We start from the raw sequence: 13,286 nt of genomic DNA on the forward strand, positions 1-13,286 counted from the left end.
ATGAGCGGAAGCGCGCGGCGCGAGCGTCGCTTTCTTTTCATACGACACGGGGAAACCGACTGGAACGCCGAAGGCCGGCTGCAAGGCCAAAAGGACATTCCGCTCAATCAGGTCGGCCAGGATCAAGCTGCGTCGTCCGGCAGGCGAGCGCTCGGCGTCCTCAAGCGTGACGGGGGCGACCTGTCGCAATGCCGATTCGTGTCCTCGCCACTCGGGCGCACCTGCGAAACGATGCGCCTCGCGCGTTTGGCCATGGGGCTCGATCCCGACACGTATGATCGCGACGAGCGGCTGCGCGAATTTTCCTTCGGTGACTGGGAGGGATTGACTTGGGCCGACGTCAAGCTCCGATGCCCCGACCTGATCCGCGAGCGTCGCCGCGATAAATGGCATTTCGTGCCGCCGGGCGGCGAGAGCTATGCCATGCTGGCCGAACGGGTCAGGCCATGGCTCGACACCCTCTCCAACGGCGAGATCGTGGTTTCGCATGGCGGCGTGGCGCGAGCCCTGATGGTGCTGGTCGGCGGACTATCGACCTTGGCGGCCCCAAATATCGAAATCACGCAAGGTCGGGTGTTGAAGTTCGAGCGCAACAGTTTCGCTTGGGCTTAAATCTTCCCGTGCCTCCATGGTGCGCGGATCGGGGCATTCAGGGAAAGTTCAGACGCGAAAGCGTCTTTGACAGGGGATGCCTCATCCGATCGGTGACAGAGCGGTGGTAATTTGGCGGCAGTGGCGCCTTTTTACGAGCCGCGAATCGGTTTTCAATTGCTATAATCTGGGCTGGTGCAATTGCGGTCATGTTTGATCGGTAAGGCGGCATACCCCTCAAGGGGGTGCGATAGGGCGCAATGAGGTGGGCAGGAGCCATTCGAGGTTTCAACTCAAAGCCGCTCTCGGAACAAAGGGGCTGAGGCAGGTCGACGATGCTCGATCTTCCCCAGGACTGAACAGCGGGCCATGATGTCGATAGCAGAGATGAAGATAAGCCCGGCCGAGTCGTCGGACGGCGTTGTGCGGACTCTGGATTCGTCGCTGGAGCCTTCGCGACTGGTCGGTCCGCTCAAGCCCGAATTCGTGCGAGACGAACTTCTCTGCGAGATTTTTGCGTCGGCCGTGGCCGCGACCCCCGACGCGATCGCGCTTCGGTCGGGTCGTCTGACGCAGACCTATGCCGAGGTTGACGCGCTTGCGACCGGCATCGCGCGGGGCTTGCTCAAGCGCGGCCTCCGTCCCGGCAAGGTGGCCGGGCTCTGGATGGGACGCGGACCGGATCTGCTGATCAGCCAAATCGCCATTGCCAAAACCGGCGCGGCTTGGCTGCCGTTCGATGCCGACGCACCGGTCGATCGCATTGCGACCTGCCTCGGCGATGCTGAAGCCGTGCTGCTGCTTAGCAACGACGCTTATCGCACCAAAGCGGGCGGCGCGATGCCGTGCCCCATCGTGGTGGCGGCCGACCTCGTCGAACCGGACGATCGTTCGGTCGTCGATGCGCGGGCGCTCGGCGCGACTCCCGCAGATCCCGCCTATCTGATCTACACGTCCGGCTCGACCGGCGTGCCGAAAGGCATCGTGATCACCGGCGCCAATATCTGCCACTATCTCCGGTCCGCCAACGATCTCTACAGGATCGAACCGACCGACATTGTTTTTCAGGGCGCCTCGGTCGCGTTCGACCTGTCGATGGAGGAGATCTGGATCCCGTATCTCGTCGGTGCAAGCCTGTTCGTGGCAAGTGCCGAGATGCTGGGTGAGGCCGACAAACTGCCCGACCTGATGAGCATGGCGGGCGTGACGGTTCTCGATACGGTGCCGACGCTGCTGGGGATGATCTCGCAGGATATTTCGTCACTGCGCCTCATCATTCTGGGTGGGGAAGCCTGCCCGCCCGTCATCGCCCAGCGCTGGTGCCGACCCGGTCGCCGTATTTACAATTCCTATGGTCCGACCGAAGCGACCGTGGTCGCAACGGCCTCCGAGGTGCGGATCAACGAGCCCGTCACGATCGGCGGCCCGATCGCCAATTATACCTGTTACGTTGTCGACGAGCACATGACCTTGCTGCCCCGCGGCATCGAGGGCGAGCTCGTGATTGGCGGCCCCGGTGTCGCCAAGGGGTACCTCAAACGCGACTCGCTGACGGCTGAAAAGTTCGTCGCTAATCCGTTTGGGACCGAGAACCACGATCCGATTCTCTATCGCTCCGGTGATGCGGTCGTCATGGATCGCGCCGGCAAGATCGGGTTCCGGGGTCGTATCGACGACCAGGTTAAGATTCGCGGCTTCCGCGTCGAGCTCGGCGAGATAGAAGCCAAGCTCGCGGTTCTAACGGGTGTCGCGCAAGTGACGGTTGTGCTTCGCACCGACGATGGCATCGACCAACTCGTCGCCTTCATCGTGCCTGATCGGGCCGCACCAAGCGACAGTCTCGAAGCCAAGCATCTCCGTAGCGTGCTGCGGGATGAACTGCCGCCCTATATGGTTCCGACTCGTTTCGAGATCGTCAACGATCTGCCGCGCCTGTCATCCGGTAAGGCTGACCGCAAGGTGCTGCGAAGCGTGGCGCTGACGACACCCGTGATGGTCGAGGCGCAGGAAGAGCCGCGGAGCGACACCGAAGCCAGCCTTCTGGCCGCCGCCAAACAGGTGCTGCCGCCCCAGGCGATCCCGTTCGATGCCGACTTCTTCACCGATCTCGGTGGCCATTCGCTGCTGGCGGCTCGTTTCGTTTCCGTCGTCCGACAGATCCAGCATCTCTCGGGGCTGACCCTGCAGGACATGTACAAGCTGCGGACGCTGCGGGCGATCTCGGCCTCGCTCGATGCGAAATCGGCGCAACAAGGCGGCGTCCGCGATCTCGGTTTCGAGCCTCCCAGCCTGCGGCGCCGCTTCCTCTGCGGGTTGGCGCAAGCCGCGGTGCTGCCGCTCATCATCGCCTTGATGACGTTTCAGTGGCTCGGCGTTTTCATCAGCTATATGCTTCTGACCGGTAGCGATGCCGGCTTCTTTGAGGAAGCCGCATCCCTGATCGGCATCTATATGCTGATCAACGTCGCGACCGTTCTATTCGCGATCGCCGGCAAATGGCTCATTCTCGGCCGTATGAAGCCGGGGCGTTATCCGCTTTGGGGCGTTTACTTCTTCCGCTGGTGGGTGGTGCAGCGCCTCGTGTCGCTGACCCATCCGAAGTGGATGCAGGGGTCGCCAGTCATGCGGACCTTCCTGCGTGCGCTCGGCACCAAGGTCGGACCCAATGCCATCATCGGCGATATCGACATCGGGTCGTTCGACCAGCTGTCGATCGGGGAGGACGCCAGCATCGGCGGCAAGGTCAAGTTCAACAATGCCCGGGTCGAGGGCAACCTGTTCATCGTGGGCGAGATCTCGATCGGGCGCGACACGTATATCGGCACGTCCTGCGTGATCGAGGAAGATGTCGTAGTCGGCGAAGGGGCCGAACTGAAGGATCTGACCGCCATCGCGGCGGGTGGACGCGTGGGCGACTGGCAGGTGTGGGACGGGTCGCCGGGTCGGCAGACCGGAACCGCGAGCCGGGCCGAACTCGATGAGTTGCCGACCGCATCGCTGGGCCGACGCATCGTGCAGGGGCTGCTCTATGTCGTCATGCTGCTCGTCATTCCGCCGCTTGGCCTGATCCCGATCTTCCCGGCTTTCTGGGTCTTTGATCAGATCGATAGCTGGATCGACGTGCCGGAGGTCGACCGTCTCACCTATTTGGCGTCGCTGCCGATCCTGGCTTGGCCGACGGCCTTTGCCTTGGTGCTCGTCACGGTCGCTTTCATTGCGGCGATCCGCTGGATCGTGCTGCCGCGGGTGAGCGAGGGACGCTACTCGGTCTATTCCTGGTTCTACATGCGGAAGTGGATCGTGGCGCTTTCGACCGAGATCACGCTCGAAACGCTGAGCTCGCTCTTCGCCACCGTCTATATGCGCGGGTGGTATCGGTTGATGGGCGCCAAGATCGGCAAGGACGCCGAGATCTCGACCAATCTATCAGGTCGCTACGATCTCATCGATATCGGAGAGAAATGCTTTATCGCCGACGAGGTTGTGCTCGGCGACGAAGAGGTTCGCCGTGGATGGATGATCCTGAAGAAGGTCCGGACCGGCGCTCGCGTCTTCATCGGCAACGATGCCGTCGTGCCGATCGGGGCCGATATTCCGGACGGGGCGCTGATCGGCATCAAGTCGAAGCCGCCGACAAATGAGGAACTTAGCCCGGGCGACACCTGGTTCGGGACGCCACCCATCAAGCTGCCGGTTCGGCAGCGGTTTGACGGTGGCGGCGCAAATTGGACCTACGAGGCGCCACGCTGGAAAAAGCTGATGCGCGCCGTGTTCGAGGCCGTGCATATTTCCTTGCCCACCATGCTGTTTATCGTCTTCGGGACCTGGTCGGTCGAATTGCTCGGGCCGAAGCTTCTCGATGGCCGCTACGGACAGGTCACGCTGCTGTTCATCGGTGTCTCGCTGCTGATCTCCCTCACCATGACGGCGGTGGTGATCCTGGTGAAATGGGCCACGATGGGCCGTTACGAGCCGACCGTGCAGCCGATGTGGTCGTTCTGGGCGATGCGGACCGAAGCCGTTGCGGTGATGTATTGGGGACTGGCCGGCAAGGTTCTGCTCGACCATCTCCGTGGCACGCCGTTCCTCCCCTGGCTGCTGCGGCTGTTCGGCGCGAAGTTTGGGAAGGGCGTCTATCTCGACATGACCGACATTACGGAATTCGACTGCGTCACAGTCGGTGATTTCGTGTCGATCAACGCGCTCGCGGCTCTCCAAACGCATCTCTACGAGGACCGCGTCATGAAGGTCGGCCGTGTCAATATCGGCAATGGTGTGACGATTGGGGCGGGGTCGACCGTGCTTTACGACACGCATGTGGGTGACTTCGCGCGCCTCGGCCCGCTCACTCTGGTCATGAAGGGCGAGTCCATTCCGCCGCACACGGAATGGGCCGGCGCGCCGGCCGAGCCGAAGGACCGCCCTGTCGTGGTGGTTGAGCCCAAGCGAGCCGCGTGACAAGAAAGGGATGTTGAGTGAAATAACGAACGCGGCCGGGCGATCGGTCGCGTTTCAGGCGAGCCTTCATGTCACATAACAGCTTCGGTCATCTGTTTCGGGTCACGACGTTCGGTGAGAGCCATGGGCCTGCCTTGGGCTGTGTCGTCGACGGGTGTCCGCCCGGCCTGATCTTGAGCGAGGCCGACATTCAGGGCTTTCTCGACCAGCGTAAACCCGGCCAGAACCGTTTCACCACCCAACGGCGCGAGCCGGATCTCGTCAAGATCCTGTCCGGCACCTTCGCGGACGGGCCTGATCAACCGGCTGTCACGACCGGGACGCCGATCGCGTTGATGATCGAGAATGTCGATCAGCGGTCCAAGGATTATTCGGACATCGCCGCGAAATATCGGCCCGGACATGCCGACTACACCTACGATGCGAAATACGGCATTCGGGATTATCGCGGCGGCGGACGCTCTTCGGCACGTGAGACGGCGGCGCGGGTCGCGGCCGGCGCGATCGCCCGCAAGGTGGTCAGTTCCGTCACGATCCGCGGGGCACTGGTCCAGATGGGGCCGCACCGGATCGATCGTGCGCTATGGGACTGGAACGAGGTCGGCAATAACCCATTTTTCTGCCCCGATCCGAAAGCTGCGTCGTTTTTTGAAACCTATCTCGACGAGGTTCGCCGCGATGGCTCTTCGGTCGGCGCCGTCATCGAGATCGTGGCCGAGGGCGTGCCGGCCGGATGGGGCGCGCCGATCTATGGAAAACTCGATTCCGATCTCGCGGCCGCGTTGATGAGCATCAACGCCGTCAAGGGAGTCGAAATCGGCGACGGCTTCGCGGCTGCGGCTTTGCGCGGCGAAGAGAATGCCGATGAGATCCGGCGCGGGGCCGATGGCCGACCGCAGTTCCTGGCGAACCATGCGGGCGGCGTCTTGGGCGGAATTTCGACGGGGCAGCCGCTCGTTGCGCGCTTTGCCGTGAAGCCGACCTCCTCGATCCTGGCGCCACGCCAAACGGTCGACCGAGACATGGCCGAAACCGAGATCATCACCAAGGGGCGCCACGATCCCTGCGTCGGGATCCGCGCCGTCCCGGTCGGTGAAGCCATGATGGCTTGTGTCCTGGCCGACCATTTCCTCCGTCATCGCGGCCAAACCGGGACCTGAGTCCGCCGAAAGGGGGTCGCGACTGCTCTCGATGGCTGGGCTTCACTACTCGACTGAAGGCTGAGGCTCAGTCGAGCCCCGCCTCCATCAAGCCGAGTACGTGGGCCGCAGCCGAGTCCGTCAACCCGTCGAGATCGTAGCCCCCCTCCAGCACTGAAACGAGCCGCCCACCCGCGTGTTTGTCGGCCACGGCCATCAGGGCGCGTGTGACCCAATCGAAATCGCTGGCTTCCAAATTGAGATTCGCGAGCGGGTCGAGCCGATGCGCGTCGAAGCCGGCCGAGACAATGACAAGATGGGGCGCGAATGCGTCGAGACGGGGCAGGATGACGCTTTCGATGGCCTCGCGAAAGGCCTCGCCGTCGTCGCCCGGCTGAAGCGGGGCATTGACGATCGTGCCGCGGTCCCCGCGCTCGTCCGCAGCACCCGTGCCCGGAAACAGCGGCATCTGATGCGTCGAACAATAAAGCACGCTCGGGTCGGACCAGAAGATGTCCTGCGTGCCGTTGCCATGATGGACGTCGAAATCGACGATCGCGACTCGTTTGGCACCATGGATCGCTTGAGCGTGGCGAGCCGCGATTGCGGCCGTGTTGAAGAAACAAAATCCCATGGCGGTCGAGCGTTCGGCATGATGGCCAGGGGGGCGCATGGCCACAAACGCATTGGCGACCTCACGCCGCATGACCCGATCGACCGCGAGACAAGCGCCGCCAGCTGCGTAATGGATTGCTTCCCAAGTTCCCTCGTTCATGACCGTGTCGGGATCGAGCCGGGTGGATCCGCCAGGGCCGGGGCGGGCGGCCGCGAGCGCGTCGATGTAGGTGGCCGGATGCACTCGCTCGATCATCTCCCGCTCGGCACGCGGCGCAAAGACTCGAACGAGATCATCGAAGGCTTCGTCGCCGAATCGCTTCATGAGCGCGCGAATGCGGTCTGGGCGTTCCGGATGGCCAGGACCCATATCATGCGCCAAGCTGGCGGGATGACTGATCAGAGCGGTCTTCATACCGGGTCCTTTCGTCTGCTCTGGGCTGATCTTGTCGCATTATGGCCACGGTCGACAGGTTCGTTTAGCAACATGTTGTTAGGAACTGGTCAATTGGGTCATCCGGACGTTACTCACAACAACGGTGTTTGTCGGTTGATGGGTGTGCGATGTCCTGGATGAAAGTGGTCTTGGCCGCAGCGGTAGCCGCGACCCTCGGCGGATGCCAATATACGTCGGTGCCCGACCCGCAGCTTTCGGCGCGCGACACCGAATATTTGGCGATGGTGCCGAAAGTCCAGACTGGAGACCTCACCTTCGAGCGTTACCAGGTGGATGATGAAACCGGGCAGGAGCCCGGCACCGTCGTGGTGGACTCGAAGCGTAACCTGCTCTGGTACGTGCTCCCCGGCAAGAAGGCGATCCGCTATGGCGTGTCGACCGGCATGGAAGCCTATGGCTGGACCGGCGCCGCGACGGTCAAGCGCATGGCCGAATGGCCGAGTTGGATGCCCCCGGCCGATATGGTCAAGCGCTGGCCGCATCTTGCGCCCGTCGTGGCGATGGGCGGCCTGAAGGGTGGGCCCGAAAACCCGCTCGGCGCCCGCGCGCTCTATCTCTATGACCAGAGCGGCAAGGATACGCTCTACCGCATTCACGGCACCAACGAACCGGAAGAAATTGGTCGGGGCGTGTCGTCGGGCTGTATCCGGATGCGCGATATCGACGTCATCGATCTCTATAATCGCGTCAAGCTCGGCACCAAGGTCGTGGTGCTGTAAGCGATCTGCCGCTCGGAACGCAAGGAATCCGCAAGGAATTTTTTGCAAAGCGTTGACGATGCTTGTTTTTTACGCATCGTCAACCAGACCTATTAGGACATTGAACCCTCTCGGCAAGCGACACTCGGACAACAAGGAGGGAAACCCTCCAGGTCGCGGCAGGCGACGAGATGTTCGAGAGGCGTCGAAAATGTTCAACCCGCAAGCTCACGCGCAGGCCGATCACACGATATCCGGTCGCCCGGTCCATCTTCCGTCTCAGACGACGGATCGCCGCGCCGATGGCCAGTTACGCTCCGTGTCGCTCACACGCGACCTGGTGCGGATCGATCGGAGCGTGCTGGGCATCGCGATGCGGGTTGCCGTGCCGGTGCGGACCTATCGCGGCGTGGCGCTATCGCTGCGGTCGAGCCAAGATGGCGCGCTCTCCTATCAGCTGCATCTGCTTCACCCAGACGGTGAGCTCTCGGTCGCGCTAGACGAAGCGGACCACGACCGGGATATCGTCGCGGATTGGCGATTGTGGAGCCGTTTCTTCCGGCTACCGGCACTCGTCGAACGCGAGATTGGCTTGATCGAGGAGGCGGATGCCGCGCTCGGAACCGTCTTGCTCGGCGAAGCCGTTCCGGAGCGCCGGCCGAGCCGCTCGATCTCGAAGCGGCGCCCGCGTTTTCTCCAGCGCCGGAAATCCGGCGTGATGTCAGCGGACCCGGTCGTTCATGGCGGCGAAGCCGAACTGATCGCGCGCGATTGACGCCGGCTCTCAGCGACGACCGAACAGTCGCTCGATGTCGCTGAGCTTCAGTTCCACATAGGTGGGACGGCCGTGGTTACACTGGCCTGACCCCGGCGTGCGCTCCATCTCGCGCAACAGCGCATTCATTTCCTCCGGTACAAGGCGTCGTCCCGCCCGCACCGAATAGTGGCACGCCATGGTGGCGAGGACGTGATCCAGCCGCCGCTCGAGCGGCCCAGCGCGCCCGTCCTCGGCCAGGATCGCGGCGACGTCGCGCACCAGGGCGGCGACGTCGCAGCCGCGCAGGTCTTGCGGGACCGCCTGGACCGCGACGGCTCCGGGTCCAAACCCCTCAAGCGTCAACCCAAGCTTGTCGAGCAACGGGGCAGCCTCGATGAGATCGCCACGCGCGGCCTCGTCGACCGGGACCACGATCGGCACCAGCAACAATTGCACCGCGATCCCGGATGTCGTCCGAGCCGCCTTCATGCGCTCGTAGACAAGTCGCTCATGCGCGGCGTGCTGATCGACGATCACGACCCCATCGGCCGTTTGCGCCACGATATAGGTCTCGTGCAACTGGGCACGCGCGGCGCCGAGCGGGGCTTCGCTATGCGACCGTTCCTCCGACGCCGGACCGGCGTGACTGTGCTCCTCGACCCGCGCCTGCGGCGGAAAGAAGGGCACGTCGTCGCTCAGCGAGGCGGTGTCGCGGCGGGCGCTCGAGGACCAGATTGGGGCGGATTGCGAGGCTTCCGCAAAGCCTCCCGGCTGATAGGTCAGCGGGGCTGATGGCGAGAGGTCCGACGACCAACGCGTCGCCGGAGAGGAGTTGCGGAACGGAGCGGCGGGCCATCGCGCAAAGGCATCGCCCATGCGGGCGCCTCCTGTCGTGGTGGCCCGATGCAGCGCGCCCTCGATCGTTTCGCGCATGGCGCCGATGAGCAGACCACGCACCAGACCAGGGTCGCGGAAGCGGACCTCAGCCTTGGTGGGATGGACGTTGACGTCCACAAAGTCAGGATCGCAGGTGAGGAACAGCGCCAGGACCGGAAAGCGGTCGCGCATGAGATGATCCGCATAACCGGCCGACACGGCACCCATCAGCAATTTGTCGCGCACGGGACGGCCGCCGACGTAAAGATGCTGGCTCTCGCGATTGGCGCGATTGAAGGTCGGCAGCCCAATGAAGCCTGTCAGCCGGACGCCGTCGCGCGCAGCATCCACCGCCAGGGCATTGGCCGAAAACTCCTCGCCGAGGACTTGGGCCAGGCGTGTCAGCCGCCCCTCCACACCCTCGCCGCACGGCAGCAGATCGAAGCCGGCCAGATGGTCGCCCCCGAGCCCGAAGCGGATGTCGGGATGCGCCATGGCGAGGCGCTTGACGGTCTGCGCCACCGTTTGGGCTTCGGTGCGATCGGTCTTGAGAAATTTCAGCCGTGCGGGCGTCGCGGCGAAGAGATCGCGCACCTCGATCGTGGTTCCGGGTGAGCGCGACGCAGGCTGCACGGGGCCGCGCCGCCCGGCATCCACCGTGATGCGATGCGCGGCACCTCCATCAACGTCGGTGCGCGCCCGTGTGACGATATCGAGCCGCGCCACCGATCCGATCGAGGGCAGGGCCTCGCCGCGAAACCCGAGGGTCGCGATCCGGGTGAGGTCGCCATCGGGAAGCTTCGACGTCGCGTGACGCTCGACCGATAAGGCGAGGTCGGCGGCCGACATGCCGCTCCCGTCGTCGACGATGCGGATCAGCGTCCGGCCACCCGCCTCGATCGTGACATCGATCGAAGAGGCACCGGCGTCGATGGCGTTTTCGACCAGCTCCTTGACGGCGGAGGCCGGTCGCTCGACCACTTCGCCAGCCGCGATCCGGTCGATCAGGATAGGATCGAGGCGCCGGACCGACATGCGTGACCTTTGAGGCTCAGAGACCGACCGGACGTCCCACGATTGTGACCAACAGGCCGCTTTCGCCGAACATCCGCTTCGCGGCGCGCTGCGTGTCTTCGAGCGTCACGGCATCGATCATCGGATTGCGCCGGTCGAGATGATCGACGTCGAACCCCTCAATCTGCAAATGAACGAGTTGGCTGGCGATCTTGAGAGAGGAGTCGAATCGCAACGCGTAGGACCCGGTGAGATAACGCTGCGCTTTGTCGAGTTCCTCTGCGGTCGGGCCATCGGCCGCCAGTTTGTCGATCTCGTCCTGGATCACCGAGAGCGACTCGGCTGCACGTTCGTTCTTGGTCGACGTGCCGCCCGAAAACAGCGCCGCATGATCGAATGTCGCGAGTTGCGAATAGACCGAATAAGCCAGACCACGCTTTTCCCGCACCTCACGGAATAACCGGGCCGAAAAGACACCGCCGCCGAGCACGTGGTTGAGAACCACCGCCGCCATATGGTCGGGGTCTTTGCGGGCGATACCGTTGCTGCCGAACCGGATCGTCGCCTGCGGGATGTCGAGATCGACAATGGTGCGTCCGCCCGTGGACGGCAGCAGCACGTCAGCAATCGAATGCAGAGTGGGGGCAGCCGGCAAAGCGCCGAAGGCTCGATCCAGCAACAAGCCGAGCCGAGCCGCATCGATGGCCCCGACGACCGCGATCTTTAGATTCTGCCGCGCCATGCAGGCCCGATGCAGGGCGATCAGATCGTCGCGGGTGATCGTCTCGATGCTCTCGAGCGTCCCGCGAACCGGCAATCCGTAGGGGTGATGGCCGAAGGCCGCTTCCCGCCAGGCCCGACCCGCCAAAGCATCGGGATCCTTCGCGTCGCGCTTCAAGCCGGCGCCGATCTGGCCTGCGACCCGCTCGATGGCATCCTGATCAAACCGCGGTTCATTGACGGCGAGCCGCAGCAGATCGACAGCCGCGTCGGTGTGTTTCGAAAGGGTCTTCAGACGACCGGAAAAATAGTCGCGGTCGGCCGAGAACGACAATTCGATCGCCTTGTCGTCCATGGCGCGATGAAAGACTTCGGCGTCGAGGTCCGCGGCACCTTCATCGAGCAGGCTGGCCATCATGGCACCGGTGCCGGGCTTACCCGTCGGGTCCTGCGCCGCGCCGCCTCGGAAAGCGAAATCGAACGCGACGAGCGGAACCGCATAATCCTCGACGAGCCACGCTTCGATACCGCCCGGAGAATATACCTTTTGCACGCTCGCGGCGCGTGACACGGGCTTGCTGATCAGGATGATTGTCATTGTTGATTGTCCAGAACGCAACGCGACGAACGGCCTTGGCGGGCCGTCAAGCCTCTTGCTCTTCACCGGTTATCAGGAAACCCGTTACGGCGCGTCGCTTCAACAGCCACGCCGCCGCGGCATCGCGAACGCTCTCGGCCGTCACGGCCTCGATGTCGTCCGGCCAGCGCTCCACATCCTCGACTGTCAAACCAGTCGCGAGTGCCGCGCCATACCAACGTGCCAAGGACGCCTGATTGTCCTGAGCATAAACCGCGTCTGCGACAAGGCGGGTTTGAGCCCGGATGAGATCGTCGGCATCGACCAAGGTGGTCGCCATGCCATGAATGACCTCCTCGACGGCAGCATCGAGGTCGTCAAGCGTGGTGTCGGGCGTCGGGATGCCCCAAACGAAGAAGCGGGTCTCGTCGAGCGCCGTTCCCATGTAATAGGCACCGGCTGCGACCGCGATCTTGCGATCGAGAACCAGTGCTTTGTACAAGATACTCGTCGAGCCGCCACCCAGCAGATGGGCCAGCACTTCGAGCGCCGCGGCAACACCGGGTTTGGCCGTGGTGTAGGACGGAACCATATAGACGCGCTGGGCGCTCGGCTGCTCGACCTTCGGGTCTGACAACGTCACCAGTCTGTGGGCGCGAGGCTCCGGCTCTTGCTGGCGGCGACGAACCGGCTTCGCGCCACGCGAGGGGACCAGGCCATACGTCTCGCGGGCCAGCATTTCGACGTCATCCTGCTCAACATCGCCGGCCACGATCAGGATGGCATTTTCGGGCGTGTAGAAGCGGTCGTAATAGGCCAGCGCATCGAAGCGATCGAGGCTCTCGATCTCGTGATTCCAGCCGATGATCGGCGTGCCATACGGGTGATGCGAATAGAGCGTCGCCTGCACAGCCTCGTTCAACTGCGCGCCAGGATCGGTGTCGGTTCGCATGCGGCGCTCTTCCAGCACCACGTCGCGTTCCGGGTTCACGATCTCATCCGAGAGGACCAAGCCGGTCATCCGATCGGCCTCGAACTCCATCAGGACGCGGAGATGCTCCTTCGAAGCACGCTGGAAGTAAGCGGTGTAATCGGTTGACGTAAAGGCATTTTCCTGACCGCCAAGCTCGGCAACGACCTCCGAGAAGGCGCCTTGCGGATGTTTTGATGTGCCCTTGAACATCAAATGTTCAAGAAAATGCGCGATGCCCGACTTTCCTGCTGGATCATCGGCCGACCCGTTTCGGTACCACACCATGTGGGTCACCACTGGTGCGCGCCGATCCGGGATCACGACGATTTCCATGCCATTCTCAAGCGTGGCATGCGTGATGCGCGGGGTGCCGCCTGGCATCTGAGTGACGGCCACGGACGGATTAAGATC

9 protein-coding genes are annotated in these 13,286 nt (G+C 63.4%); 5 read left to right on the top strand and 4 right to left on the bottom strand.

Going from position 1 to position 13,286, the window contains the following annotated elements:
* The 3 genes from EY713_RS14610 to aroC all read left to right on the top strand — a co-directional run bounded on the left by EY713_RS14610 (position 1) and on the right by aroC (position 6,209).
* On the top strand, positions 1-612 hold the full coding sequence (locus tag EY713_RS14610) for a histidine phosphatase family protein (protein WP_131116001.1): 612 nt from the start codon (positions 1-3) through the stop codon (positions 610-612).
* A gap of 366 nt (positions 613-978) precedes the next feature.
* Complete coding sequence (locus tag EY713_RS14615) at positions 979-5,049, top strand: Pls/PosA family non-ribosomal peptide synthetase (protein WP_131116003.1); 4,071 nt, start codon at positions 979-981, stop codon at positions 5,047-5,049.
* 68 nt (positions 5,050-5,117) lie between these two features.
* Positions 5,118-6,209, top strand: coding sequence for a chorismate synthase (gene aroC / locus EY713_RS14620; protein ID WP_131116005.1), 1,092 nt, complete (start codon positions 5,118-5,120; stop codon positions 6,207-6,209).
* Between the two features lie 67 nt (positions 6,210-6,276).
* Here aroC and EY713_RS14625 read toward each other — a convergent pair whose 3' ends face one another.
* Positions 6,277-7,218, bottom strand: coding sequence for a histone deacetylase family protein (locus EY713_RS14625; RefSeq protein ID WP_131116007.1), 942 nt, complete (start codon positions 7,216-7,218; stop codon positions 6,277-6,279).
* Between the two features lie 149 nt (positions 7,219-7,367).
* On the opposite strand from EY713_RS14625, the gene EY713_RS14630 reads away from it, so the two are divergent.
* Both EY713_RS14630 and EY713_RS14635 read left to right on the top strand, forming a co-directional pair.
* A complete protein-coding gene (locus EY713_RS14630; RefSeq protein WP_131116009.1) occupies positions 7,368-7,979 on the top strand; it encodes a L,D-transpeptidase in 612 nt (203 codons plus the stop codon).
* A gap of 190 nt (positions 7,980-8,169) precedes the next feature.
* Positions 8,170-8,733: a DUF6101 family protein gene (locus EY713_RS14635; RefSeq protein ID WP_131116011.1), complete on the top strand. Its 564-nt coding sequence runs from the start codon at positions 8,170-8,172 to the stop codon at positions 8,731-8,733.
* A gap of 9 nt (positions 8,734-8,742) precedes the next feature.
* On the opposite strand, the gene mutL is transcribed toward EY713_RS14635, so the two are convergent.
* From mutL to EY713_RS14650, 3 genes are read right to left on the bottom strand one after another with little or no spacing between them, the layout of a single operon-like run.
* Entirely contained in the window at positions 8,743-10,626 is a 1,884-nt protein-coding gene (gene mutL, locus EY713_RS14640) for a DNA mismatch repair endonuclease MutL (protein ID WP_131116013.1), read from the bottom strand.
* A gap of 16 nt (positions 10,627-10,642) precedes the next feature.
* Positions 10,643-11,923: a M16 family metallopeptidase gene (locus tag EY713_RS14645; RefSeq protein WP_131116015.1), complete on the bottom strand. Its 1,281-nt coding sequence runs from the start codon at positions 11,921-11,923 to the stop codon at positions 10,643-10,645.
* Positions 11,924-11,969: 46 nt separating this feature from the next.
* Positions 11,970-13,256, bottom strand: coding sequence for a M16 family metallopeptidase (locus tag EY713_RS14650; protein ID WP_131119759.1), 1,287 nt, complete (start codon positions 13,254-13,256; stop codon positions 11,970-11,972).
* Positions 13,257-13,286 lie beyond the last annotated feature (30 nt).

It is taken from the genome of Lichenihabitans psoromatis, from assembly GCF_004323635.1.
Classification (GTDB): domain Bacteria; phylum Pseudomonadota; class Alphaproteobacteria; order Rhizobiales; family Beijerinckiaceae; genus Lichenihabitans; species Lichenihabitans psoromatis.

Excerpts from the sequence above, each read along its gene's own strand:
- EY713_RS14610 (WP_131116001.1), top strand. The coding sequence starts at position 1 with ATGAGCGGAAGCGCGCGGCGCGAGCGTCGCTTTCTTTTCATACGACAC.
- EY713_RS14630 (WP_131116009.1), top strand. The coding sequence starts at position 7,368 with ATGTCCTGGATGAAAGTGGTCTTGGCCGCAGCGGTAGCCGCGACCCTC.
- EY713_RS14625 (WP_131116007.1), bottom strand. The coding sequence starts at position 7,218 with ATGAAGACCGCTCTGATCAGTCATCCCGCCAGCTTGGCGCATGATATG.
- EY713_RS14635 (WP_131116011.1), top strand. The coding sequence starts at position 8,170 with ATGTTCAACCCGCAAGCTCACGCGCAGGCCGATCACACGATATCCGGT.
- mutL (WP_131116013.1), bottom strand. The coding sequence starts at position 10,626 with ATGTCGGTCCGGCGCCTCGATCCTATCCTGATCGACCGGATCGCGGCT.
- EY713_RS14615 (WP_131116003.1), top strand. The coding sequence starts at position 979 with ATGAAGATAAGCCCGGCCGAGTCGTCGGACGGCGTTGTGCGGACTCTG.
- EY713_RS14650 (WP_131119759.1), bottom strand. The coding sequence starts at position 13,256 with ATGCCAGGCGGCACCCCGCGCATCACGCATGCCACGCTTGAGAATGGC.
- aroC (WP_131116005.1), top strand. The coding sequence starts at position 5,118 with ATGTCACATAACAGCTTCGGTCATCTGTTTCGGGTCACGACGTTCGGT.
- EY713_RS14645 (WP_131116015.1), bottom strand. The coding sequence starts at position 11,923 with ATGACAATCATCCTGATCAGCAAGCCCGTGTCACGCGCCGCGAGCGTG.